At 61.3% G+C, this 24,309-nt stretch carries 18 protein-coding genes and 2 pseudogenes; 11 read left to right on the top strand and 9 right to left on the bottom strand.

The genetic code is table 11. The annotated features are described in order from the left end of the window. The first annotated feature begins 22 nt into the window (after positions 1–22). The 5 genes and pseudogenes from cyoB (at position 23) to MF410_RS26680 (ending at position 5,133) form a co-directional block, all read left to right on the top strand. Positions 23–2,026: a cytochrome o ubiquinol oxidase subunit I gene (gene cyoB, locus MF410_RS26700; RefSeq protein ID WP_097625644.1), complete on the top strand. Its 2,004-nt coding sequence runs from the start codon at positions 23–25 to the stop codon at positions 2,024–2,026. A gap of 5 nt (positions 2,027–2,031) precedes the next feature. Next, positions 2,032–2,652 carry a cytochrome o ubiquinol oxidase subunit III gene (cyoC, locus tag MF410_RS26695; protein WP_097625753.1) on the top strand — a complete coding sequence of 207 codons (621 nt, stop codon included), beginning with the start codon at positions 2,032–2,034 and terminating at the stop codon, positions 2,650–2,652. Further along, positions 2,649–3,050: a cytochrome o ubiquinol oxidase subunit IV gene (cyoD, locus tag MF410_RS26690; RefSeq protein ID WP_097625645.1), complete on the top strand. Its 402-nt coding sequence runs from the start codon at positions 2,649–2,651 to the stop codon at positions 3,048–3,050. The genes cyoC and cyoD overlap by 4 nt, the downstream gene beginning before the upstream one ends. 46 nt (positions 3,051–3,096) lie before the next feature. Continuing rightward, on the top strand, positions 3,097–3,855 hold the full coding sequence (locus MF410_RS26685) for an SURF1 family protein (RefSeq protein WP_131710726.1): 759 nt from the start codon (positions 3,097–3,099) through the stop codon (positions 3,853–3,855). Positions 3,856–3,964: 109 nt separating this feature from the next. Then, positions 3,965–5,133: pseudogene (locus MF410_RS26680) on the top strand (acyltransferase). 69 nt (positions 5,134–5,202) lie between these two features. Here the strand turns inward: MF410_RS26680 and MF410_RS26675 are convergent. The 3 genes from MF410_RS26675 to MF410_RS26665 all read right to left on the bottom strand — a co-directional run bounded on the left by MF410_RS26675 (position 5,203) and on the right by MF410_RS26665 (position 9,517). Next, positions 5,203–7,131, bottom strand: coding sequence for a PAS domain-containing sensor histidine kinase (locus tag MF410_RS26675; RefSeq protein WP_131710728.1), 1,929 nt, complete (start codon positions 7,129–7,131; stop codon positions 5,203–5,205). A gap of 70 nt (positions 7,132–7,201) precedes the next feature. Next, positions 7,202–8,608, bottom strand: coding sequence for an FAD/NAD(P)-binding protein (locus MF410_RS26670; RefSeq protein WP_222134858.1), 1,407 nt, complete (start codon positions 8,606–8,608; stop codon positions 7,202–7,204). 291 nt (positions 8,609–8,899) lie between these two features. Continuing rightward, complete coding sequence (locus MF410_RS26665; RefSeq protein WP_222134857.1) at positions 8,900–9,517, bottom strand: NAD(P)H-dependent oxidoreductase; 618 nt, start codon at positions 9,515–9,517, stop codon at positions 8,900–8,902. Between the two features lie 122 nt (positions 9,518–9,639). On the opposite strand from MF410_RS26665, the gene MF410_RS26660 reads away from it, so the two are divergent. The 5 genes and pseudogenes from MF410_RS26660 (at position 9,640) to MF410_RS26640 (ending at position 16,562) form a co-directional block, all read left to right on the top strand. Next, on the top strand, positions 9,640–11,601 hold the full coding sequence (locus tag MF410_RS26660; RefSeq protein WP_239620519.1) for an ABC transporter ATP-binding protein: 1,962 nt from the start codon (positions 9,640–9,642) through the stop codon (positions 11,599–11,601). Between the two features lie 217 nt (positions 11,602–11,818). After that, positions 11,819–13,717, top strand: a complete 1,899-nt coding sequence (locus tag MF410_RS26655) for an ABC transporter ATP-binding protein (protein WP_131710731.1) — start codon at positions 11,819–11,821, stop codon at positions 13,715–13,717. Between the two features lie 95 nt (positions 13,718–13,812). Further along, positions 13,813–14,130, top strand: coding sequence for a hypothetical protein (locus tag MF410_RS26650; protein WP_097625652.1), 318 nt, complete (start codon positions 13,813–13,815; stop codon positions 14,128–14,130). A gap of 150 nt (positions 14,131–14,280) precedes the next feature. Beyond that, positions 14,281–15,322 (top strand): annotated as a pseudogene (locus tag MF410_RS26645) (LacI family DNA-binding transcriptional regulator). 202 nt (positions 15,323–15,524) lie between these two features. Then, on the top strand, positions 15,525–16,562 hold the full coding sequence (locus MF410_RS26640) for a LacI family DNA-binding transcriptional regulator (protein WP_097625654.1): 1,038 nt from the start codon (positions 15,525–15,527) through the stop codon (positions 16,560–16,562). A 6-nt stretch (positions 16,563–16,568) separates the two neighbouring features. Here the strand turns inward: MF410_RS26640 and MF410_RS26635 are convergent, their stop codons facing one another. Continuing rightward, positions 16,569–17,861 (bottom strand): MFS transporter, encoded by a 1,293-nt coding sequence (locus tag MF410_RS26635; protein WP_131710732.1) that lies wholly within the window; start codon positions 17,859–17,861, stop codon positions 16,569–16,571. Between the two features lie 140 nt (positions 17,862–18,001). After that, the gene (locus tag MF410_RS26630) at positions 18,002–19,201 is read right to left on the bottom strand and encodes a multidrug effflux MFS transporter (RefSeq protein WP_097625656.1); all 1,200 of its coding nucleotides are present in this window, start codon (positions 19,199–19,201) and stop codon (positions 18,002–18,004) included. Positions 19,202–19,371: 170 nt separating this feature from the next. On the opposite strand from MF410_RS26630, the gene MF410_RS26625 reads away from it, so the two are divergent. Next, on the top strand, positions 19,372–20,109 hold the full coding sequence (locus MF410_RS26625; RefSeq protein WP_097625657.1) for a TetR/AcrR family transcriptional regulator: 738 nt from the start codon (positions 19,372–19,374) through the stop codon (positions 20,107–20,109). Positions 20,110–20,132: 23 nt separating this feature from the next. Here the strand turns inward: MF410_RS26625 and MF410_RS26620 are convergent, their stop codons facing one another. The 4 genes from MF410_RS26620 to msrA all read right to left on the bottom strand — a co-directional run bounded on the left by MF410_RS26620 (position 20,133) and on the right by msrA (position 24,262). Next, the gene (locus tag MF410_RS26620) at positions 20,133–20,573 is read right to left on the bottom strand and encodes a response regulator (RefSeq protein ID WP_097625658.1); all 441 of its coding nucleotides are present in this window, start codon (positions 20,571–20,573) and stop codon (positions 20,133–20,135) included. A gap of 645 nt (positions 20,574–21,218) precedes the next feature. Then, positions 21,219–22,445, bottom strand: a complete 1,227-nt coding sequence (locus tag MF410_RS26615; RefSeq protein ID WP_131710733.1) for a biotin/lipoyl-binding protein — start codon at positions 22,443–22,445, stop codon at positions 21,219–21,221. After that, on the bottom strand, positions 22,446–22,892 hold the full coding sequence (locus MF410_RS26610; protein WP_097625660.1) for a hypothetical protein: 447 nt from the start codon (positions 22,890–22,892) through the stop codon (positions 22,446–22,448). A gap of 668 nt (positions 22,893–23,560) precedes the next feature. Beyond that, positions 23,561–24,262, bottom strand: a complete 702-nt coding sequence (gene msrA / locus MF410_RS26605) for a peptide-methionine (S)-S-oxide reductase MsrA (RefSeq protein WP_239620518.1) — start codon at positions 24,260–24,262, stop codon at positions 23,561–23,563. Positions 24,263–24,309 lie beyond the last annotated feature (47 nt).

The raw sequence follows: 24,309 nt of genomic DNA, 5'->3' as shown, positions 1-24,309 counted from the left end.
GACATAATGAACGGGTTGTTCCATGTTTTCCAATCCTGACCTCCTGAAGTTCGTCTTCGGCCGGTTGACCCTCGATGCCATCCCCTATCACGAGCCGATCCTGGTCGTGACCTTCATCGGCGTTGTCATCGGCGGCCTCGCCGTGCTCGGCGCCATCACCTATTTCAAGTTCTGGGGCCCGCTCTGGAACGACTGGATCTGCAGCGTCGATCACAAGAAGATCGGCATCATGTATGTGATCCTCGCCGTCATCATGCTGTTGCGCGGCTTCTCCGACGCCATCCTGATGCGCATCCAGCAGGCGATCGCCTTCAACGGCTCCGAAGGCTACCTGCCGCCGCACCATTACGACCAGGTGTTCACCGCCCACGGCGTCATCATGATCTTCTTCGTGGCGATGCCCTTCGTCACCGGCCTGATGAACTTCGTCGTGCCGCTGCAGATCGGCGCGCGCGACGTCTCGTTCCCGTTCCTCAACAATTTCTCCTTCTGGATGACCACCGCCGGCGCGATCATCATCATGCTGTCGCTGTTCATCGGCGAATTCGCCCAGACCGGCTGGCTCGCCTATCCGCCGCTATCGGGCGCCGCCTACAGTCCGGGTGTCGGCGTCGATTATTATATCTGGGGCCTGCAGGTGGCCGGTGTCGGCACGACGCTGTCGGGCATCAACCTGATCGCCACCATCGTCAAGATGCGCGCGCCGGGCATGACCTTCATGAAGATGCCTGTTTTCACCTGGACGGCGCTTTGCACCAACGTGCTGATCGTCGCCTCCTTCCCGATCCTGACTGCAACGCTTGCCCTGTTGTCGCTCGACCGCTATGCCGGCACGAACTTCTTCACCAATGATCTCGGCGGCAACCCGATGATGTACATCAACCTCATCTGGATCTGGGGCCATCCGGAAGTCTACATCCTGGTGCTGCCGGCCTTCGGCATATTCTCCGAAGTCGTCGCCACCTTCTCCGGCAAACGCCTCTTCGGCTACGCCTCGATGGTCTACGCCACCTGCGTGATCATGATCCTGTCCTACATCGTCTGGTTGCACCACTTCTTCACGATGGGATCGGGTGCTTCCGTCAACTCCTTCTTCGGCATCACCACGATGATCATCTCGATCCCGACGGGCGCCAAGATCTTCAACTGGCTGTTCACCATGTATCGCGGCCGCATCCGCTACGAGGTGCCGATGCTGTGGACGGTCGGCTTCATGGTGACCTTCGTCATCGGCGGCATGACCGGCGTAATGCTTGCCGTGCCGCCGGCCGACTTCGTGCTGCACAATTCGCTGTTCCTCATCGCCCATTTCCACAACGTCATCATCGGCGGCGTTCTGTTCGGCATGTTCGCCGGCGTGAACTACTGGTTCCCGAAGGCCTTCGGCTTCAAGCTCGACCCCTTCTGGGGCAAGCTGAGCTTCTGGTTCTGGCAGATCGGCTTCTGGTTCGCCTTCATGCCGCTCTATGTGCTTGGCCTGATGGGCGTCACCCGCCGCATGAGCCAGTTCGAGGATCCGTCGCTGCAGATCTGGTTCATCATCGCCGCCTTCGGCGTCGGTCTGATCGCGTTGGGGATCGCCGCCTTCCTGATCCAGATCGTCGTCAGCTTCATGAAGCGCGAGGAACTGCGTGACGATACGGGCGATCCCTGGGACGGCCGCACGCTGGAATGGTCGACCGCCTCGCCGCCGCCGGATTACAACTTCGCCTTCACGCCCGTCGTCCATGACCATGACAGCTGGTACGACATGAAGAACCGTGGTTATGCGCGTCCGCTGGAAGGCTTCCGGCCGATCCATATGCCGAAGAATACCGGCACCGGCGCCATCCTCTCGGGCATCAGCGTCGCGCTGGCCTTCGGCCTGATCTGGTATATGTGGTGGCTGGTCGTCGTCTCCTTCATCGGTCTGCTGGTCGTGGCGATCGGCCATACCTTCAACTACCGACGCGACTTTCACATCCCCGCCGAAGAGGTGACCGAAACGGAAGGCAAGCGCACCGCCCTGCTTGCCGAGCAGGTGTAATGACCATGAGCGATCAGACCATCGACACATCAGAAAAGCCTGAATTCTACCTGACGGAAGATCATCATCCGGAAAACAGCACCAATCTCGGCTTCTGGCTCTACCTGATGAGCGACTGCCTGATTTTTGCGGTGCTGTTTGCCACCCACGGCGTGCTCGGTCGCAATTATGCCGCCGGCCCGTCGCCGGCCGATCTCTTCGATCTGCCGATCGTCGCCCTGAACACCTCGATGCTGCTGCTCTCCTCGATCACCTACGGCTTCGCCATGCTGCAGATGGAGCGCAACGCCAAGGCGGAAACGCTGTTCTGGCTTGCTGTCACCGGTCTGTTCGGCGCGGCCTTCATCGGGCTTGAGCTTTATGAGTTCATCCACCTGATCCACGAAGGCGCCGGGCCGACGCGCAGCGCCTTCCTCTCCTCCTTCTTCACCCTTGTCGGCACGCACGGGCTGCACGTCACCTTCGGGATCATCTGGCTGATCACGCTGATGGTGCAGGTGTCGATGCACGGGCTGGTCGAAGCCAACCGCCGTCGGCTGATGTGCCTTTCGATGTTCTGGCACTTCCTCGACGTCGTCTGGATCGGCGTCTTTTCCTTCGTCTATCTCCTGGGAGTTCTCGGATGAGTTCGCAAGCACCCGCACATGAGGATGCCCACGAGGCCCACCACGGCCACAGCCACGGCCATCAGGCCGGCCACGGCACCTTCCGCAGCTATATGACGGGCTTCGCCCTCTCCGTCATCCTGACCGCCATTCCTTTCTGGCTCGTCATGGCAGGCGTGTTCGCCAGCCCGCTGGTGACGGCGGTGCTCGTCATGGGCATCGGCGCCATCCAGATCGTCGTCCATATGGTCTTCTTCCTGCACATGAACCCGCGCAGCGAGGGCGGCTGGACAATGATGGCGCTGATCTTCACCATCATCATCGTCGCCATCGCGCTCTCCGGTTCCCTCTGGGTCATGCATCATCTCAACACCAACATGATGCCGATGAGCCCCGAGATGATGAAGAACATGCCGTGATGGTCACGGAGCGCCGGCGGCAGCGCCGCCGGCATCGGTTCAGCCCATGAGCGTGGCTCCTTCGGACCAATTTGAAAGACAGCCTTCCCAGGCAAAACGGGCAATCTTCTGCGTCTGCCTGGTGCTGCTTGCCGCAGCCCTCGCAGCGCTCGGCACCTGGCAGGTGCAACGCCTCTCTTGGAAGCGCGACCTCATCGCCCGCGTCGATCAGCGTGTGCATGCGGCACCGGTTCCGGCGCCGGGACAGGCCGATTGGGATAAGGTCAATGCCGCCGAGGACGAGTATCGGCGGGTGAGTGCGACCGGGACATTGGCAAACGATAGGGAGACGCTGGTCTATGCGTCGACCGCGCTCGGCCCGGGTTATTGGGTGATGACGCCGCTGACCCTTTCCGACGGCACTGCCATTCTCGTCAATCGCGGCTTCGTACCGATGGACAGACGCGATCCGGCCACGCGCCGCGCGGGCGAATTGTCAGGCCCGATCGAGATTACCGGTCTGATCAGGATGACCGAACCGAAGGGATCGCTGTTGCAATCCAACGATGCCGCGGCCGACCGCTGGTATTCGCGCGATGTCGCGGCGATCGCTGAAAAGCGCGGCGTCGGCGCGGTCGCGCCCTATTTCATCGATGCCGATGCAACCGCCAATCCTGGCGGTCTGCCCGTCGGCGGCCTGACCGTCATCCATTTCCCCAACAACCATCTCGTCTATGCGATCACCTGGTACGGGCTGGCGACGATGGCGGTCGCCTTGCTGGTATTTATCCTTCGCGGCGAGATCGGAAGAGGCCGCCGCCAATAGTCAGAGCTCCGGCACGCGGTTGCGCCGGGCGCTTGCGCGCAACCGGATTAACACCGTGTAAAGCGATGTCCGATACTGCTTACCGGAACAGAATATTTAGAAGCTGCCCATGAACCGGCCGGATTACATTCCCAGTCTCGATGGCCTGCGCGGTATCGCCGCGCTGCTGGTCGTTCTGGCGCATGTCGGACTTATCTTTCCAACTGCATCCGCGCATTTGACCACCATGGGCAGCGAAGCGGTCGGCCTGTTTTTTGCCCTCAGCGGCTTTCTGATGGCCCATCTCTACGGTTCGCGCCCGGTGACCAAGGAAAACGTCCTGGATTTTCTGGTCAGCCGCTTTGCCCGCATCTATCCGGTTTATCTGGCTGCCGTTCTGCTTGTGGCGATACTGTCCGGCATGCAGAATTCAGACTTCGTCCAGCCGATCACCGGCGGCACCGACTTTATCCGCCATGTCTTTCTTCTGGGCTCAAGTGGGGTTTTCTGGTCAATCCCACCCGAAATTCAATTCTATCTGCTCTTCCCGATCCTGTGGCTTTGCCTGGCCCGCCCGCAGCGCTACCGCGGGATGATCGTCGGCTTCACTGTGGTCGTCGTCGTCGATGGTCTGCTCGACTTGCCGGGGCCGGGAATCATGCTCCTTTCCAAGCTCCCCTATTTTCTTTTCGGCGCCCTTACCGGGAAGATGCATTCCTACGGGGATAAATGGACACCATCCGCCCTCACCGGAATTTTCACGCTCTTTCTTCTGGCGGCGTTCTTCACGTACAGGCATCTCGTACCTGGTTTTTCCCCGAATTCTGGAGCCTGCAAAGCGCCTTCGCCGCAGCCGTCATTGTCGCGCTCGTTGCTCGACAACCTCCCATCGCAGTCCATGTCCTGGCAGCTGCACCTATGCGGTTTCTAGGCACGATCAGCTTCTCACTCTATCTTTTCCACGTGCCGATAATGTTCCTGGTGCATCTGAGTTTTGAATCTCTGATGCCGGAAGCGTCGCTGATCGCGGTCGCGCTTGTCATCGCCGTGGGAGGAGCATGGTTCCTGCACGAGACGATAGAAGTCCCAAGCCGACGCCTGCTCGTCGGCCTATGGCAGCATCATCGGTGGCGCGTCACCGGACGCGACATTCCGGCTGAGCGGATCGAACGGGCGATCCTCGACCTGCAAGAGACCGAGAAGCGCCTGCTGAGCAGCGCGCCGGCAGACACAGCGGTTGAACTCCAGGAGGGAGCCGACCAAGACGGGGATAGAGGCGACCAGAAGCGTCGCGCATAGCACAGCCGCTCTAGCTTTTTTCGCTTTTCGCAACTCCGGACGGAAAACCGCTTCACACTTCTGGAATTGCTAAGAAGCGACCCGGCTGATCGCGTCGGCGAGCTGCGCCTGCGAGAAGGGCTTGCCGAGGCGGGGCAGATTTGCAATGCGCGTGCCTTCCGGGAGCTCGGCGTAACCCGTTGCGAGAATGATCGGCATCTCCGGCCATTCCTCGCGGATCACCTCGGCAAGCTCCGCACCCGTCATACGCGGCATGGCGTGGTCGCAAATCACCAGATCGACCGGCTGCTTGCGCATGATTTCAAGCGCCTCGGGACCTGCCATCGCCTCGAACACGGTGTGACCGAGATCCTCCAGCATCAGCGTCGTATTCATCAGGACCAGACCATCGTCATCGACGGCGACGATGCGCAGCCCGCGTGGCGTATTTTCCGCACGTTGCGCCGGGTCGGCGGTGACCTCGGCCGCTTGCTCCAGCGTGACCACCGGGAACCACAATTCAGCTGTCGTGCCTTCCCCGAGGCGGCTCTTCAGCATCAGGCGGCCTCCGGACTGGGAGGCAAGACCCTGCACCATGGAAAGGCCGAGACCGGTGCCCTTGCCAACACCCTTGGTGGTGAAGAACGGCGTAATTGCCTGCTCCATCGTCTTTGCATCCATGCCCTCGCCATCATCGATCACCGCGATGCGGACATAGCGGCCGGACGGCAGCGGCCCCTTGCCCGGCGGCACTGATTCCTCGGCCGCGCGAAGCAATATCCGCCCGCCGGACGGCATGGCGTCGCGGGCGTTGACGACGAGATTGAGGATTGCCATCTCCAGCTGGTTCGGATCGGTAAGGATCGTCGGCAGCCGGATAGGAAAGGAGGTCTCGATCCTGGTGAGGGGGCCGAGCGAACGGCTCAGCATATCCATCATGCCGCGCACCAGGCCGGAGACGTCGATCGGCTCCATATGCAGTTCCTGCCGGCGGGAAAAGGCCAGCATGCGTTGCGTCAACGCCGCGCCGCGCTGGGCACCCTGCATGGCATTGTCGACAAGCGATGTCAGCGACCGATCCTGCGGCATGCGTTTCTTCAGGATTTCGAGACTGCCGAGCACGGCCATCAGCAGATTGTTGAAATCATGGGCGATACCGCCGGTCAATTGGCCGATCGCCTCCATCTTCTGCGACTGGAACAGCTCTTCGCGTGCCTGCTCCAGCGCCCGTTGAGTCTCCATCTTCTCAGTGATATCGCGGGTGATCTTTGCGAAACCAAGAACTTGGCCGTCATCGTCGCGGATGGCGTCGATGACGATACTCGCCCAGAAACGAGTGCCATCCTTGCGCACGCGCCAGCCTTCCCTCTCGAACCGCCCTTCGGCGCGGGCGATGCCCAGCGCGGTCTGCGGCACGCCGGCGGCGCGGTCCTCTGGGGTATAGAAGGTCGAGAAATGCCGGCCGATGATTTCATCAGGCCGGTAACCCTTGATCCGCTCGGCGCCGAAATTCCAGCTGCTGACATTGCCGTCGGGATCGAGCATGTAAATCGCATAGTCGGAGACGCCCTGGACCAGCCGGCGGAACTGTTCCTCGCTCTGGCGGATTGCGTTTTCAGCAGCCCGGCGTTCCGTCAAATCACGCGTGATCTTGGCAAAACCGATAAGTTCGCCAGAGGGGCGGCGGATCGGATCGACGATCACATGCGCCCAGAAGCGGCTGCCGTCCTTGCGCTGGCGCCAGCCCTCCCCTTCGAACCGGCCTTGCTCCCTCGCGGTGGTGAGCGCGCGCTCCGGAATGCCCGCGGCGCGGTCCTCTTCCGAATAGAAACGGGAAAAATGCTCACCGAGAATTTCGGAAGGCTTGTAACCTTTAAAACGCTGAGCCCCGGTATTCCAGCTGGTGATGATGCCTTCGGGGCTGAGCATGTAGATGGCGTAGTCGGTGATGGCATCGACCAAAAGGCGAAAGCGTCCCTCGTCGTTAAGAGACGAGTCTTGTCGATTCAGCGCTTCCATCAGCCCCTCTTGATTCACCAGCGCTGTATAACGCGGCGGCGGCCGGATGGTTCCGAAGCGGCTTCAATTTTCAGACCGCCTTGACCTGTGGATAGAACCGTTCACCGACCCGCTCGGCAGCGGCATAGGCCTGCGAGACGATTTCCGGCACGAGATCGATATCGGGCAAGCTGCCAAGGCCGAGCGGGCCGATGGCAAAAAGCCCGGCGATAGCCGAGCCGTCCTCGAAAAAAGGCTCGCCGCGCGCGTTCACCGCCAGCCCGAGCGAGAGCTCGTCCGGCATGGCAAGGCCGGCGGAAAACAGGCTCTGGATCAGCGGCGCCGAAAGATCCGGCGCCTGACAGCGGCAATCAATGATGCGCTCGGCATGGATGATCTCCTCGGCGGAGGAACCGGCCGGCGTGAAAAACAGGCCGCTCATGCCTCGGCGGCCGGCCCGCCCGCGGCGCAGCACCGTGCGGCCTTCGGCAAGCTCGCGTTTCAGGCGCAAGTGCATCGCCTCCGGCAGGCGGTTGCGATGGCTGTCGTAGATTGCCCGCAAATGCCGGTTGAACTGGTGCTTGTCGCGGGCCGGCAACGATCGCCAAAGCGAGCGGGCATGTTTCCTTAGGCCGTTCATCACAGATTGCCAGCTACGACCCTCTTCTTCAGCCTCGCGGCAGGCCTGGCGGATGAAGCGGACGATGTCGGGAAGGCTCTCGGGCAGCGCTTCGGCCGGAAACACCGGATCGGCTGAATTCGGCGTATGGCTCTGAGGCAGGAAGCCGCGCCGGGAAATGATCGTCACCTGGCCGGCATAACCGGAATCGCGCAGCTGCAGCAGCTGGTCGACGACGCGGATGCCGCTGCCGAGCAGCACTGCATGCGGCCGTGCCACGAGGCGCTGGGCCCTGACCGGCGAAGCCTGCCGCTCCCCGGCATCGGGATCGTTCAGTCCGTAGCCGGTTGCAAGGATCACCGTATCGAATAGCGGATTGGCAGGATTGGCGCTCTCGAGCAGGAAGCGGTTGCCATGGCTCCTGCGGATTGCCACGACCGGATCGTTGCAGACTTGGACGGTAATGTCCCTGCGCGCGGCAAGCGCTTCCGAGAAACGCTGATAGACGTAATCGCTGAAGATTTCCTTCGGCACGAAGATCTGCCGGAAACCGGGGATGGCGGCCGGCACCGCGGCGCGGAAGGCGGCATTGCTGCAGAGCCAGTCGTTGAAATCGTCATTGTCGCCGACTGACACCGAGAGATCGCGCACGCGGGTGTTGAGGATTGTCGAGGCCCGCGCTGACGCCAGCGCCTGCCCGCCGCTGACCGACGAATTCGGATCGAACAGCTGCAAATGGAAAGGCGCGCGCAGCGTTTTCATCAAGGCGATGGCCGCCATCATGCCGGAAAAGCCGCGGCCGACGATCGCGATACGCGGCACGGCCGATATCTGTGCCGCCGCATTGGCTCTGGCGGAAAAAAGTCCCTGAACCGTCATCGCAACTCCTTTGCGGCCATCCGCACCGTGTGTCGATCGAGGTTTCAACGCATAAAAGCGGATCATGCGTTGATGAGGTTCATGCGGCCATTTACATCTGCCGCAGCATCGAGGTCCGAGCCGGAGGCCTCGACAGTGCCCGAGCGGAGCAATCACGCTCGGTCTATAGTCTATTAAACTAGTCGTGTATCAAAGCGCTAAATCTCGCGCATGGCAAGAGCTTTCTTACCGTGGCGATTCAAGCCATTGAAAGATAACGGGATTTAGAAGCACCGAGGCGTTTTTTCGGCTTCAGCCGCCCTCGCCCGGATATTGCTTAGCCTTTAGAAGGCCCGCCAGATGTGCCGTATTGCGGGCCAGCATATCGACGGCTTTGGTCACGACTTTCGGGACCTTGTCGAGATCGACGAAATTGGTGGAGCCCATCGCTTCGCCGACCCAGTAGGCGACGGCATTGGCCGGTATGGTGAAGCCGACGTCGTTCAGCGCCTGGTAGATCTCGGCCGACACATGATGGGCGCCGTCCTCGTTGCCGACGACGGCGACGACCGCGACCCTGCCGTAAGAGGCCATGCGGCCCTGATCGTCGGTCTCGTCGAGGAAGGCGTCCATGCGTTCCAGCGCCCGTTTGCAGATGCTGGAAGGCTGGCCGAGCCAGATCGGCGTCGCCATGATCAGGATATCGGCGGCGAGCACCCTGGCGCGAATATCAGGCCAGTCATCGCCTTTGCCCTCATCCGATGTGACGCCAGGCTTGACGTTGAAATCGGCAAGCCGCAGTACCTCCGTCTTGACGTCATAGGCCGACAGCGCCTTGTCGATGAGGCCGATCATCCGGTCGGTCGAAGACGGCTCCTTGGCATCGCTGGATTTCAAAGTTGCATTGAGAGCGAGGGCTTTCAGCGGCATGATCTCTCTCCGGAAATGATTGCCTGACGGGGTTGTCTGCCGCAACCCACCCGCGCGCCGATTGTTCCCTTCGGGATGCGAGGGGACCTCACGTAAAAATAACCAGTTGGTGAATTCTTTACTTGAACCCCCAAATGGAATCGGCAAAAGTGAAGGTGCTATCAATCCTTTCATGGATTTGCCGTCTTTTCGGGCCAGCGTCCGATCACACATCTATTGGAAAAAATACCGTGAGCAGCGATGCGTTAATACGCGCGACGAAGCCTTCGGCTTCGATGGCGCTTGCAACTGCGGCAGGCTGGGGCCGAGGCCTCTTCACATTGGTGCGCATCACCATGATGGCCTTCCGTCACCCCTGGCAATCGGGCTTTGCGATCGGCGCCACGCTTGTTGCCTCCACCTTCCAGCTGATGATCCCCCGCCTTCTCGGCCAGGCGGTCGACCACACGCAGATGGCGATGAGCGGCGGCGCGGCCGGCCAGGTGGCGCAGGACGCGCTTTTGACCACGGCGCTGCTCCTGCTCGGCGCCAGCGTGCTGCGCGGCCTCTTCACCATGATCCAGAACTATTACAGCGAGGCCGTCGGCCATCACATCGGCTACGAATTGCGGCTGGCCTGTTACGAAAAGATCCAGCGGCTATCCTACAGCTTCCACGACACCGTGCATTCCGGCGACCTGATCACCATCGGCCTGCTCGATCTCGAAGGTGTGCGCATGTATTTTTCCACGGCGCTCGTCCGGATGATCCTGCTGTCGATCCTGATCGGCATCGGCGCCTATATGCTGCTGTCGACCGATATCGTGCTCGGCCTGCTGGCGCTCTCCTTCGTGCCCTTTGTCGGCTGGCGCTCCTCGGTGACGCAGCTCAGGCTGCGCGCCACCTGGCTCGACCTGCAGGAGCGGTTGTCGGTGCTGACCCGCATCATGGAAGAAAACCTCGGCGGCATCCGCGTCGTGCGCGCCTTTGCCGCGCAGGACCACGAAATGTCGAAATTCGAGGCGGCGTCGAAAAACGCGCTGGCGCTCGCCCATCAGCGCGTCGGCATCCGTGTAACCAATACCAGCGCCATGACCTTTTCCTTTTTCGCGGCGATGGGCCTGGTGCTCTTCGTCGGCGGCGGCAAGGTGATGTCGGGCGAGATCACCGTCGGCACGCTTGCCTCCTTTCTGACCTTCATGACCATTTTGCAGATGCCGGTGCGTCAGCTCGGCCTGATGGTCAATGCTTTCGCCCGCGCTTCCACCTGCGGCACACGCCTCTTCAACCTGCTCGACCTCGACATCGCGATCAAGGATGCGCCGGATGCCAGGGATTTGGCGGTGACCGACGGCGTGCTGCGCTTCGAGAATGTCAGCTTCGCCTATCCCGGTTCGGAAAAACGCACCGTGCTCCACGATGTCTCCTTCGAAGCCAGGCGCGGCCAGACGATCGGCATCGTCGGGCCTCCGGGCAGCGGCAAGTCGACCATCGCCCATCTGATCCCGCGCTTCTACGACGTTAGCGGCGGCAAGATCACCATTGACGGCCAGGATATCCGCAAGGCGAAGCTGCAATCGCTGCGCCGGGCGGTTGCCGTCGTCCAGCAGGATTCCTTCCTCTTCACCACGACGATCGAAAACAATATCGCTTATGGCGACCCCTGGGCGAAGGAAGGCCGCATCGAACGCGCCAGCGAAAGCGCCCAGTTGCACAATTACGTGCTCGGCCTGCCCATCGGCTACGACACCGTCGTCGGCGAGCGCGGCGTTTCGCTGTCCGGCGGCCAGAGGCAGCGTCTTTCGATCGCCCGCGCGCTGATGCTGAAGCCGGCGGTGATGGTGTTCGACGATTCGACGGCGGCGATCGACGCGGCCACCGAACAGCGCATCCGCAGCGCCATGCGCCGCTATGCCGCCGACCGGGTGACGATCATCGTCGCCCATCGCCTGAGCTCGCTGATGCATGCCGATCAGATCCTGTTCGTCGAAGACGGCCGGATCGTCGAACGCGGAACGCATGCGGCGCTGCTGGCGCTTGGCGGACGCTACAAGGCGCTCTACGACCTGCAGGTGCGGCCGGGCGATGAGGTGTTGAGCGCGTGACTCCCCTCTTCTCCCCATCGGGGAGAAGTGCCGAGCAAGCGAGGCGATGCGGGGGCGAGGAGCGATAGCGACGAGTGCGCCGAGCGGAAGCGAAGGGCAAATAAGGGCGCGCCGTGCGGCCCCCTCATCCGCCCTCCGGGCACCTTCTCCCCGCTGGGGAGAAGAGGAAAAGCAATGAGATGCAGGCCACCGACGTCATGGCCGCAGGAGGAATGAGATGGCCGAGGAACTGGAAACCGAGCGTCCCGACGTTCGCGAGGATGGACGTCGCCCGCCGCGGGCAGTCGTCGGTTCGCATCGCGTCGAGGAGGAGATGTTCGGCAAGGCCTTCGACGGCAATATCGTCAGGCGCATCTGGGCTTTTGTTCACCCCTATCGCCGCCAGGTCGCCTGGTCGGTCGTCGCCGTCCTGACCTTCACGATGATGCAGTTGCTGATCCCGCTGATCATCCGTTACGCCATCGATCACGGCATGTCGCCGGGCGGCAGCCCTTCGGCGCTGATCTGGTCGATCGCCGGCTTCGCCGTCGCCATATCAATCAATTATGCGGCAAGCTACGCGCAGGAGACGCTGGTCGGCGGCGTCGCGGAAGACGTGCTCTTCGATATACGCAGGGCGATGTTTTCGCATCTCCAGCGCGTCTCGCTCTCCTTCATGGACAAGACCGAGGTGGGCCGGCTGATGTCGCGCCTGCAGGGCGACGTCAATTCGATGCAGGAATTCCTCGAAACCTCGGTTCTCTCGGTCGGCGACATCGTGCTGCTCTTCGGCATCGTCTTCGTCATGCTCTATCTCGATTTCAAGCTGGGGCTGCTGACGCTCTCGGCGCTGCCGGTGCTGTTCATCGTCCGGCTGTTCTGGCTGCCGCTCGCCCGCAAGTCCTTTATGGCCGCGCACGAGACCAATTCGGTGGCCAATGGCGCGCTTGCCGAAGCCATCCACGGAGTGCGCGCCGTCCAGAGCATGGACCGGCAGGGCGTCAACTTCACGCTTTACGACGACAAGGCGCATGCCAACCTCAGGACGCATCTGACGGCGGCGCGTTATGCCCAGGTGATGGTGCCGATCGTCGACAGCCTGACCGGCGTGGCGATGGCGCTCGTCATCGTCGTCGGCGGCGCCCGCGTTCTCAACCAAGCGCTCGATGTCGGCGTGCTTGTCGCCTTCCTGTTCTATATCCAGCGCTTCTTCGACCCGATCCGTTCGCTGACCCTGCAATATTCGGTGATGCAGCGCGCCATGGCCTCCGGCCAGCGGCTGACCGAGGTGCTCGACGTGCCCGTCGATATCAAGGACGCGCCCGGCGCCAAGACCCTGTCGCGTGACATGGACGGCTCGGTGGAATTCAACGATGTCGTCTTCGGCTACAATCCGAAACATCCGGTGCTGAAACATGTGAGCTTCAAGGTCAATCCCGGCGAGACGGTGGCGCTGGTCGGGCCGACGGGGTCGGGCAAATCGAGCTGCATGTCGCTGATCCACCGCTTCTACGACGTGCAGCAGGGCCAGGTGCTGGTCGGCGGCCACGATGTGCGTGATCTGACCCAGGATTCGCTTGGTGCGCAGATCGCCATGGTGCTGCAGGAACCCTTTCTGTTCACCGGCACCGTCTTCGAAAACATCCGCTACCACAAGCTTGAGGCGACGCGCGAACAGGTGATTGAGGCGGCCAAGGCGGTCGGCGCCCATGAATTCATCATGCGCCTGCCCGATGGTTACGACAGCGTTCTCGGCGAACGCGGCGGCAATCTTTCGCTCGGCCAGCGCCAGCTTTTGAGTTTTGCCCGCGCGCTGGTGGCGGATGCCAAGATCCTGGTGCTCGACGAGGCAACGGCCAATATCGACAGCTATACCGAGATGCTGATCCAGAAGGCGCTGGTGAAGCTGCTCGAAAACCGCACCGGCCTCGTCATCGCCCATCGCCTGGCGACGATCCGCGAGGCCGACCGCATCATCGTGCTGCAGAACGGCGAAATCATCGAGAGCGGCGACCATCGCCAGCTGATGAAAAACAACAAGCTATACTCCAGGCTCTACAACCTCAATTACGCCTCTTTCGACGATATTCCCGAAGATGTCTTGGAGGAGACGACGGCGACGCAATCGGCAACCTGACGTGCGTTACCGACTGTCGCAAAGTTTGAACGAACAAACGCGTTGCTGCCGCATTTTCCTTTTATCCGGGGCGAGTGCCCACTGAGGAGAGCGTTATGAAGAGAATTATTAGCAGCCTGTTGATCGCGACGGCCCTTGTTGGATCGGCTATTCAGCCCGCTGCCGCGCGTGACCACCACCATCACGATAATACCGGCCGCATCATCGCCGGCGGCGTTGCCGCAGGAGTGGTCGGCGGCCTGATCGGCGGCGCAATCGCGAATGGTGGCCCTCGCTACGTCGATGAAGGCCCACGTTACGTAGAGAGCCCCCGCTATGTCGAGCCCCAGCCGAGGTGCTGGTATGAAGACCGCGATGTTCGCAACCGCTATGATGGCGGCTACCACGCCGAAACCGTGCGGGTCTGCGAGTAGATCTGAAGTCTGAAGCGGTGTTGAACTCGTCGTCACCGCTCGACCCTCAGCCGGGGCTGCCTTCCACAGCCTCGGCTTTTTTCTGCAAAAATTCCGCCCGCCGCACCGCCTGTCATGCAACTGTCAGAGACGAGCAATAGCTGAGAGCCAATGAATGATGGTCCCGCGAACGACGGCAAAGTGCCAAAAAAAGAGCGCATGCGTTTTGTCAGCGCCGAGCAGGTAGCGCAACGGGCGGGCGTTTCGCGCTCCGCCGTGTCGCGTACCTTCACGCCGGGCGCAAGCGTTGCGCCGGCAACGCGGGAAAAGGTGCTGCGGGCGGCGGAAGAGCTCGGCTATCACGTCAATGATCTGGCGCGCGGCGTACTTGCCAATCAGAGCCGCCTGGTCGGCATCGTCGCGACGCGGCCGGAAGTCGGTTTTCGCGCGCATCTGGCCGCAGCCCTTGCTAAATCGCTGATCCGCCGCGGCAGCATTCCGATCCTCGTCAACACCGGCCAGACGGAAGAGGAGCTGCTTGCCGCCCAGAAGATGCTGATCGGTCACCGCGCCGAGGCGATCATCATCCTCTCCGGCTCGCCGCCGGCAAGTTTCCTCGAACTCGCCCAGCGAAACGGCCAGCCGCTCGTCGTCATCGGCCGGTCGGAGCCCGACGCCGACCAGGTACGCGCCGGCAACACCGAAGCCTCACGGAAGGCTGCGACCGCCTTTTACGACAGTGGCCGGAGGCGGCTGGCGGTCATTGGCTCCAACTCCGGAACGCCTGCCATCGTCGAGCGTGAAAGCGCCTTCCTGGCGACGGCAGAGACGCTTGGCGCATCCGTCACCGTCGCCCGCGGCGGCGATTCTGATTATGACGGCGGCGTCGCCGCCGGGCGGGCGTTGTTTTCGCAGACAATCAAGCCCGACGCCGTCTTCTGCGCCAACGACCAGATCGCCTTCGGGTTGATGGATGTGGTGCGCCTGGAAGCAGGATTGCGCATTCCCGAGGAAGTCGCCGTCATTGGCTTCGACGACGTACCAGAATCCGCCTGGCTGAGCTATCAGCTGACCACCTTCCGCCAGGACCCGCTGATCACGGCGCAACGCGCCGTCGCGCTGATGGAGCGGCGGCTGGAAAATCCGGAACTCGCAGCCGGCTTACGAGCGCGTCATTCCCGAACTGGTCATCCGCCGAAGCTTCCAACCGTAAGCTCTTCCCTCATGGCTTTTCGCAGAGGTCATCCTGTGGCAAGAATGGTCATGACGCTAGAGCATGATGCCGAAAAGTGTGAGCGGTTTTCGGGCGACATCATGCTCTAATTCTTTAAATGTAGAACAGGATTCAGATTTTAGGCCAACCGTGCCTAAAATCATCCCGTTCTGGGCGCTGCATGGGAAGAAGATCGCCAGAGATGAAGGGAATCCGCCAGCTCGCCGAGCATCTCGATATTTCGATCGGTACCGTGTCGCGTGCGTTGAACGGCAAGCCCGACGTCAATGACGAAACGCGCCGGCGCGTGCTCGCTGCTGCCGAAGAACTCGGTTATGTCGCCAACCAGTCGGGCCGCAGCCTTCGCCAGGGCATGACCAACGTCATCGGGCTGATGCTCGAGGTCAGCCGCGAGACGGTCGAAAACAGCGACGACTTCTTCCTCGGCGTCACCGACGGGCTGCAGAGCGTCTTTTCCCGCCACAAGCTCGATCTGGTCATGCTGCCCTGCCCCGATGACGAGGATCCGCACGAATATCTAAAGCGCATGGTGGCGCGCCGGCTCGTCGACGCAATGATCATCTCGGCGACGCGGCGCACCGACCGGCGCATCGAGCTCCTGGAAAAGGCCCGCATTCCCTTCGTGGCGCTCGGCCGCAGCGTGTCCGGCGGCAGCTATACCTGGATGGATCTCGATTTCGAGGGTGTGGCGGCCCGCGGCGTCGACCGGCTAGTCGCAAAAGGCCATCGACGGATCGCGGTGGCAGCCCCCTCCTCCGACATCAACCTCGGCTACATCTTCCTCGACAGTTATCGTCAGGCGCTGAAACGCCACGGTATCGCCTTCGACCCCGCCCTCGTCATCCGCGTGAAGTCGAGCGAACAGGGCGGCTATCAGGCAGGCCACGAACTGCTGATGATCGAAGATCGGCCGACGGCGATCATCCTGATCCACGAGTTGATGGCGATCGGGCTTTACCGCCGGCTTGCCGAGGCCGGCATCGTGCCTGGCCGCGACCTTGCCGTCGTCGGTTTCCGCGAGGAGCCGCGCACGCATTTCCTGCAGCCGTCGCTGACCTCCTTCCGCATGTCGCTGCGCGATCTCGGCGCCCAGCTCGGCGAAACGCTGCTCGCCAGCATGCCGGCCTATGCCGAGCACTATCCGCAGGGCGCCCGCAACCGGATCTGGCCGCTGGAACTCGTTCCCGGGGAAAGCGATGCTTTCACGCTTTCGCGCTGAAGCCCCTCAGACCCGGCTCGGCGCCGCCGGAGGCTCCCGGCTCGACAGCTGACGCGTGACGAAGAAGACCAGGAGGGCGCCGGCGGCAAGGCAGGCGGCCAGGAAGAACATCGGCGCGATCGTGCTGCCGCTCTGATCCTTGATCCAGGGCACGACGTTCTGGGCGACGAAACCGCCGAGATTGCCGACCGAATTGATGGCGGCAAGGCCAGCGGCGGCCCCCGCACCTTTCAGGAAGCGCGAGGGCAGGCTCCAGAACACCGGCTGCGGCGCGAAGATCCCGGCGGCGGCCACGCAGAGGAAGGCGAACTGCAGGGCGTGGTTCGGGATCAGCGCCGAGAGCAGCAGGCAGGCGGCGCCGATGAAGGCGGGAATGACGATATAGGGCGTCTTCGATTGCGCCTTGTCGGCCATGGCCGGCACGGCATAGAGCGCCACTGCCACCAGCAGCCAGGGAATGATGTTGAGGAAACCGTTGACCGTGTTGCTGACACCAAAGGCCTTGACGATGGTCGGCAGCCAATAGCTCAACCCGTAGGCCGACAGCGGAAAGGCGATATAGCAAAGCGCCATCAGCAGGACGCGCGGGTCGATCAGCGCCTTGAAGCCGTTTCCGGCATGTTCGCCCATGCCGGCATTTTCCGCGGCGAGCCGGCGTTCGAGCCAGTCCTTTTCCTCACCGGTCAGGAAGCTCGCATTTTCCGGCCGGCCGGGAAGATAGAAGAAGGTGACGATGCCGGCGATGATAGCGGGAATACCGGTCGCCAGGAAGACCCACTCCCAGCCGGCAAAGCCGTAGAGACCGTCGAGATCAAGCAGCACGCCGCCGAGCGGCGCGCCGACGGCATTAGCGATGGCGCTGAAGATCATGAACAACCCGACCATCCTGCCGCGATACACAGAAGGAAACCAAAGCGTCAGCAGATAGAGCACGCCCGGAAAGAAGCCGGCTTCGCACACACCGAGCAGGAAGCGCAGGATATAAAACATCGTCGCGTTCTGCGTGAAGGCGAGCGCCACGGTGACGATGCCCCAGGAGACCAGGATGCGGGCGAACCAGACGCGAGCGCCGAGCCGGTCGAGGAAGAGGTTGCTCGGCACCTCGAAAAGAAAATAACCGATGAAGAACAGCGAAGCGCCGAGGCCGTAGGCATATTCGCTCATGCCCAGCGCATCGACCATCTGCAGCTTGGCGAAGCTGACATTCTGCCGGTCGATATAGGCGATGAGATAAAGGACGCCGAGAAACGGCATCAGCTTCCAGGTGATTTTCGAGATCAGCCGCTTCTCATCGACCATTGCGTATTCTCCGGAATGACATTGCTACGTCGGAACGTAGATAGCGCCGCCCGTCAATATTCAATTGCGCGAGGTATTTTCTCCGATGCCGCAACCCTGATTGGTGGCCGCACCCGAAACCCGGATGCGGCCTGTCCTGATCATTCGGCGGCGGCAACCGCGGCACGGCGGCCGATCGTTGCCTGGGTCAGCACGAAGGCTGCGAAAGCGCAGACGGCGATGCCGGCGGCCATCGGAACGGCGGTGCCGTCGAAGAACAGGCTCGATATCACCATGGCAACGGCGGAGATGACGAAATGCAGCGTGCCCATCAGCGACGAGGCAGTGCCGGCGATGGCCCCGTGATCCTCGAGGGCGAGCACGGCGCTCGTCGGAATGACGAGGCCGAGAAAGCCGTAGCCGATGAACAGGAAGGTCGCCAGAACAGGCAGTTGGTTGAAGCCTGAGGCCATCACCACCGCCATCACCACCATCGCAAGCGCATAAGCGCTGACCGCGATCCGCATGACGCGCACCAGGCCGAAACGCTCGCCGAGCCAGCCGGTCGCCTGCGACACCGCAAAGAAGGAGACGGCGTTGATCGAGAAGGCGAAGCTGTATTGCGTCGGCGTCAGCCCGTAGTGCTGGATCAGCACGAAGGGCGAGTTGGCGAGATAGACGAGGAAGCTCGAAATGCCAAGGCCACCGATGAAGGTCAGCGTCAGAAAATTGCGATCGGAAAGCAGCAGCCGGTAGGCCGTCATGGCGCTCTTGAGGCCGCTGCCGCTGCGCTCCTTGGCCGGCCGGGTTTCCTCAAGCTGGGTGGCGAGCAAGACAAGGCCGATGAAGGCGGCAATCGTCACCGCCCAGAACACGCCGCGCCAGCCGTAGAATTCGATGACGGCACTGCCGGTCAGCGGCGCCAGGATCGGCGAAATCGAAAAGACCAGCATCAGCAGCGACATCAGCCGCGCGGCCTGCACGCCGGTATGCATGTCGCGGACGATGGCGCGGGGGATGACCATGCCGGCAGCGCCGCCGATGCCCTGGACGAAGCGGAAGGCGATCAGCGTTTCGATGTCGGTCGAGAGCGCGCAGCCGATCGAGGCCACGGCGAAGACGCCGATGCCGAGATAGAGCGGCAGCTTGCGGCCCCACATATCCGACAGCGGCCCGTAGACGAGCTGAGCAAGCGCAAAGGAGATGAAGAAAGCGAGAAGTGTCAGCTGGGTGACGTTGTTATCGGCATGCAGGTCCTGGCCGATGGAGGGCAGCGCGGGAAGATACATGTCGATGGCGAAAGGCCCGATGGCCGAGAGAAGGCCGAGAATGAGGGCCATGCGAAAGAAGGAAGCCGTCATAAGGGTGATCTTTCGTAAAGCGCGGCGAAGGCGCCGGATCGCCGCTCCGCCGCAGTGCTCTTAAGGGGTTCAATGATGATCGTTCGCGCGAAGACGAAGTTGGGAGCTCATATCTTCAGCTGAAACAGACGCGTCAATAAATTTGGACACGGATGTAAAATTAGACGCCATTGTCTAAAACGTCAAGACGCCTTATCTTCTTTGTCATGAAAGATCGCATGACACCGGCAATCCGGATGGGTGGGCATACGCAGCGCGGGCAATGCGCCAAGCGCATGTCGATCCTCGATGCCGCCGCCGACGTCTTCTGCCGCCAGGGTTTTGCCGGCGCCAGCATTGACGAGATCGCCGCCGTCGCCTGCGTCTCCCGCCAGACGATCTACAATCACTACCGTGAAAAAGAGACGCTGTTCGTCGCCGTCGTCGAGGACGTCATGACCCGCGCCAACGCCATGCTATTCTCCGTGCTGTCGAGCTTCCCTGAAAAGGCCGACAATCTGGAGGACGGGCTCACCGCCTTTGCCGTACGCCTCAACAAGAACTGCATCTGCAATCACGACGGAAAATTCCTGCGCAAGCTGGTGCAGACGGAAGGTGAGCGCTATCCGCACCTGTTCGAAAGCTGGCGCCAGCAGGGCCCGGGCAAGCTGACCACTGCCCTCTCCGCGCTTCTCGCACGGCTCGCTCATAAGGGCGCGCTCGTCATAGACGATTTCGACGTCGCCGCCCGGCAGTTCGTGGCGCTCGGCAATGCCGACCTGCAGATGATGACGCTTTTCGGCGAAACACCCAGCGATGAAGAACTGGAAGGGGCGGCACGCAATGCCGTCCGTACGTTTCTCAAGGCCTATGGCGGGCCCGCGGATATTGCCAGCCGGCCGCCGGAGCTTGCAGCCATAGCCGGCTGACCGGGTCTCGGTCAGCCGCCTGATCAGGCAAAGACCGTCATTTGCGAGGGCACGACCGCGAACATGCCGACGCGGCGTGCGGCAAGATAATTCACCAGCTGCTGAACGACAGAAGGCATGACCGGCTTCTGCACAACGCCGACCGCGCCTTTGACGCCATCGGCGATAACTTCCGGATTGCCGGTCATGAAGACCACTGCAATGCCGTGCTCTTGCGCCAGCCGCCGGCCGATCTCCGGCCCGGTCGGGCCGTCGGCGAGATTGACGTCGACGAAGGCGATATCGGCAAGCGGCGCCAGCCGCAGCGCCTGCTCGCGATCGCTCGCAAGGCCCGCCACCTGCATCCCCATGCCTTCGACGGTCGCCCCGAGATCCAGGGCGATCAGGAATTCATCTTCGACGATCAATACTCTCTGCTTCATGAGATCATCTCGTTGCCAGCGCCGCACGACATTGGTGGCCATGATACGTCCCCTTGTTACGCCCATACTTCTAAAGAGGGATCCGCTGCGGGAGCCTATCCCGCGCGAAACTCACGATGGTAACGGGCAATTCCGCAATATGTTCCGCGGCGGAACGTGATTCGTTGGAATTAACGTATTGTTAACGTTGATAAATTCTTAAATTGGCTGGGGAAAACTGAATCGTGCTCGATCTCACGCCAGCCGGCTCGATGGGAGCGTGACAAGGACGATATAATTATTTCTCCCATTTGGGGGCCAGAATCTGAAGCGCATTGCCGGGTGGATACTAATTCTTTGGTAATCTTAAGCCCTCTGGGCGTATTTCGAACCTCCCGTCTCCTGCGGAGAAGGGGTCATGTTGTTTCGAAGAATGCGCGCTTGTGGTGTTCTAATACACGTAATTGCACGGCCGGCACATGTCGGTCCGCCTCCCTCAGCGCCAGTGCGCATATGCACTTCCCATTCCGGTTTTCCTTCTTGTGGCCATCCTTTCGTTCGTCCCTCTTGTTGGCTTTGCGAAGGACGCCGCCGACGTTTTTGGATTGACAGCCAAACGGACGACAGTGATCCGTCTGCCCGACGAGCGCCCACACCAAGTCTCTTCTTGAAGACGCCGATGAAAACGATCCCCGTATTGTTCTGCGTTCAATGACCCGACAGAACGAGCGTCTGAACCGGCAGGAGCAGCGCTTGAATTCGCAGAATCATCGCATGTACAAGTCCAACGGCGTCGACCATATGCAGGGCAAACCACCTAACCGTACCAATGTTTGGATCGGCGAGCGCGTCGTGATTGTTGGTATAGGCGTTGGCGATGCAACTGCTTCCAGGCGGCACGCCATCGAGCCCTCCCGGATAAAGTGGCTGCAGAAAGACCGTCAGGGTGCCAGGCTGCGCCGTCTGCTGAACGTCGATGAGTTGATCCGTCGCGCGCAATTGTCCGGCCGCGATAACTTCCTGCACGTCGGTCACGACCATCGGAATGATCGTAAACGGCTTTCCGATGCAGGTTGCTTCGGCGATCATCCCCTTTTTCATAACCTGCGCTTCGATCTGGCCGAAGCCGGCGATCAGCGTGCTTTGTCCAGCGCCTTCTGGCACAAGGATCCCGGCAGGACGCAACATTGCATTGACGACGTCCCCGCGACGCAGCGTAAACTGTTGCACAGTACCCGCGACGCCGGCCCTCACGATGGTCTTGTCGAGTTCGACCTGCGCCTGCGCCAGGGCCGCTTCGGCGCTTGCTCTTTGAGCTGGCAACTGCGCGGAGATCTGTGTCTCCAGGGTCAGCTTTTTCGCGACCGTCGCATCCAGCGCTCCCTTGCGGCCGTCGATCGTCGTTGCCAGGCGTTCGACCTCGCGCCTGGCGACAGCGTTGTTCGTCAGGAGCTGCGCCTTCATCTCGTATTCGTCGACCGCCGTCTGGTAGGCACCTTGCGCCTCTTTGATCTGGCCATCGACCCCTATAAGCTCGGTCTGGGTCACCTTTATTCCAGCCTCGACTTCTGCGACGCGCCGACGGGCCGTCTCCAGCGCCGCCTGCTGTTCGGAATTATCGAGCCTGAACAGTGGCGATCCGGCCTCGACCTTCTGGTTCAGCCCGATGAAAACTTCCTCTACACGTCCGGTTGCCTCCGGCATGATCGTGACGGTTCGGAATATCGCGGTGGCAGTCCGGGCTGACGGATGGAAGTAGAAAATCATCGTGATCAGCGAAACGGTCAGAAGAAGGCAGGCTGTGATACCCCACCGGAGTTCGTACCACACCGTATAAAGCGTGATGTCGCGGCCGATCCGCTTTCCCTGACCGTAGCGCCGGAACAGATAGTCGGGGAGGATCGTCAGTATGGAGCAGAGAAGCAACTCAAACATTCAGATATCCTCTCCGTGTACGCTGGTCTTGGACGGTGACGGTATTGGCTCTGCTTCCCCAGTATCTTCCACTATCAGAGCAGGATCGCCTGTCGTTTCAGCCTGGCGGCCGGAGAGTTTGCCGAGGGACTGGGCGATTGAGTAAAGCGGCGTGGAGAAGTCGGGAATCTGAATGAAGGCCAAAAGCAGCCCGGCAATCCAGAAAAGATGGTTATGGGTGAACAGTGAGATGAGCGCCAGGACGGCCACGATCTCCATCTGCACCTTGTTCGTGCGGTGGGCTCTGCGTTCGGGAAGGGCGTGCAATTGGAAGTACAGATTTCCAACCGCGAGCACGGCCACCAGCAGAAAGACAACGACGACAACGAAAAGGTAGTCCGTCTGTCCGGGCGGAGTGATGAAAATCGGCAGGTGCTCGATTGCCGCTGGATGAACTGATTGCTCCATTGCTACCACCTAAGAGAAAAAGAGTGAAATGCGCCGTCGTCGAGAGCGTCTTCGATTTCTTTTGCCAGTGCCGCGACCAACTCTTCGTACATCCTACGGCGCTCGCCACGCATCGGATCTATCGAGGCCTCCCACCTGGCGAACTCGGGTTTTGCTTCCGAAAAGTCCATGTGCCGGAAACTGCCGCGTAGCAGCGGCCACGTCTTCGTCCACATTTCACTCCCAAGGCCACGACACAGACACGTTTGCTTCTCTGATGTAGGGAGACGTTGGCGGGGTTGTGGAGTATGTTACTGTATTATACGGGTTCACGATGACTGTCCCCAGGGGCATTGGGAGCGCCGACGAGGCACCGACAACCGGGAGTTCGTTGGAATGTGACCTGATTTCCTGCTCAATGCCCTTCACGGATAGGGAATTAGCAACCCGCCGATCATGATCAAACTGTAGGGTTCAGCGCCGTTACGGCCGCTCTGGCGCCGACGGCATGAAGAACCGTCGTCCCCACTTTGCGACCAATAACGTTTGCCTTTCATCAACCGCACCGTTCGCATCCATTGCCGCACGGGACGGCGGCGATTCACTCTGAATCGCTGGGCCGCCAATGCGCAGTTGGAGATTTGCGACCGCCGCTCCGGCCAACGCTGGGCTATAAGCGGTCGTGTCAATCAGCCCTTGGCCTTCACGAGCACCGGTTGGCTGCGGTAGTCGGCCGGAAACAGCGACTTCAAGTTCTCGATTTTCGGGAGGTCATTGTAGACGATATAGGGATAGGTCGGATTGAGCGTCAGGAAATCCTGATGATAGGCTTCGGCCGGATAAAAGCCGGTGGCGTCGGATACTTTGGTGACGATCGGCTGGGCGAAGACATGGGCCTGATCGAGCTGACCGATATAGCGCTCGGCGACCTTGCGCTGCTCGGGACCGGCGACGAACAGCGCAGAGCGGTACTGCGTTCCCTGATCCGGCCCCTGGAAATTCAGCTGCGTCGGGTTGTGCGCCACCGAGAAGAAGATCTGCAGCAGCTTGCCGTAGCTGACCTTGCTCGGATCGAACGTTACCTCGACGGATTCGGCGTGACCTGTCGAGCCGGTGCTGACGGTTTCATACCGTGCCGTTCCAGACTTGCCGCCGGCATAACCGGAGACGGCGCTCTTGACACCTTTGACGTGCTGGAAAACGCCCTGGACACCCCAGAAACAGCCACCGGCGAAAATGGCGGTCTCGGTGCCCGGTCCGGCTGCCTCGTCGACATCGGGCGGCGGGATGACGACAGCGTCTTCGGCCGCGCTTGCAACACCCGCAGCGATTGAGAAAATCGTGGCGGCCAGGAGCGCGGCAAGGCTCCGGCGGCGATAAGACATGGACATGGTGCTACTCCCTGCGATGGTCCAAATCCTTGCCTATTCCTTGAGAG

It is taken from the genome of Rhizobium sp. C104, assembly GCF_022354505.1.
In the GTDB taxonomy this organism is placed as follows: Bacteria; Pseudomonadota; Alphaproteobacteria; order Rhizobiales; family Rhizobiaceae; genus Rhizobium; species Rhizobium redzepovicii.
This window is presented reverse-complemented; position numbering and strand designations above follow the sequence as displayed.

What these genes read in the sequence shown, in the direction of transcription:
- MF410_RS26610 (WP_097625660.1), bottom strand. Translation starts at nt 22,892, where the DNA reads ATGGAGCAATCAGTTCATCCAGCGGCAATCGAGCACCTGCCGATTTTC.
- cyoB (WP_097625644.1), top strand. Translation starts at nt 23, where the DNA reads ATGTTTTCCAATCCTGACCTCCTGAAGTTCGTCTTCGGCCGGTTGACC.
- MF410_RS26615 (WP_131710733.1), bottom strand. Translation starts at nt 22,445, where the DNA reads ATGTTTGAGTTGCTTCTCTGCTCCATACTGACGATCCTCCCCGACTAT.
- MF410_RS26635 (WP_131710732.1), bottom strand. Translation starts at nt 17,861, where the DNA reads ATGGTCGATGAGAAGCGGCTGATCTCGAAAATCACCTGGAAGCTGATG.
- MF410_RS26675 (WP_131710728.1), bottom strand. Translation starts at nt 7,131, where the DNA reads ATGGAAGCGCTGAATCGACAAGACTCGTCTCTTAACGACGAGGGACGC.
- MF410_RS26665 (WP_222134857.1), bottom strand. Translation starts at nt 9,517, where the DNA reads ATGCCGCTGAAAGCCCTCGCTCTCAATGCAACTTTGAAATCCAGCGAT.
- MF410_RS26685 (WP_131710726.1), top strand. Translation starts at nt 3,097, where the DNA reads ATGAGCGTGGCTCCTTCGGACCAATTTGAAAGACAGCCTTCCCAGGCA.
- msrA (WP_239620518.1), bottom strand. Translation starts at nt 24,262, where the DNA reads ATGTCCATGTCTTATCGCCGCCGGAGCCTTGCCGCGCTCCTGGCCGCC.
- cyoD (WP_097625645.1), top strand. Translation starts at nt 2,649, where the DNA reads ATGAGTTCGCAAGCACCCGCACATGAGGATGCCCACGAGGCCCACCAC.
- MF410_RS26630 (WP_097625656.1), bottom strand. Translation starts at nt 19,201, where the DNA reads ATGACGGCTTCCTTCTTTCGCATGGCCCTCATTCTCGGCCTTCTCTCG.
- MF410_RS26655 (WP_131710731.1), top strand. Translation starts at nt 11,819, where the DNA reads ATGGCCGAGGAACTGGAAACCGAGCGTCCCGACGTTCGCGAGGATGGA.
- MF410_RS26620 (WP_097625658.1), bottom strand. Translation starts at nt 20,573, where the DNA reads ATGGCCACCAATGTCGTGCGGCGCTGGCAACGAGATGATCTCATGAAG.
- MF410_RS26650 (WP_097625652.1), top strand. Translation starts at nt 13,813, where the DNA reads ATGAAGAGAATTATTAGCAGCCTGTTGATCGCGACGGCCCTTGTTGGA.
- cyoC (WP_097625753.1), top strand. Translation starts at nt 2,032, where the DNA reads ATGAGCGATCAGACCATCGACACATCAGAAAAGCCTGAATTCTACCTG.
- MF410_RS26670 (WP_222134858.1), bottom strand. Translation starts at nt 8,608, where the DNA reads ATGACGGTTCAGGGACTTTTTTCCGCCAGAGCCAATGCGGCGGCACAG.
- MF410_RS26640 (WP_097625654.1), top strand. Translation starts at nt 15,525, where the DNA reads ATGAAGGGAATCCGCCAGCTCGCCGAGCATCTCGATATTTCGATCGGT.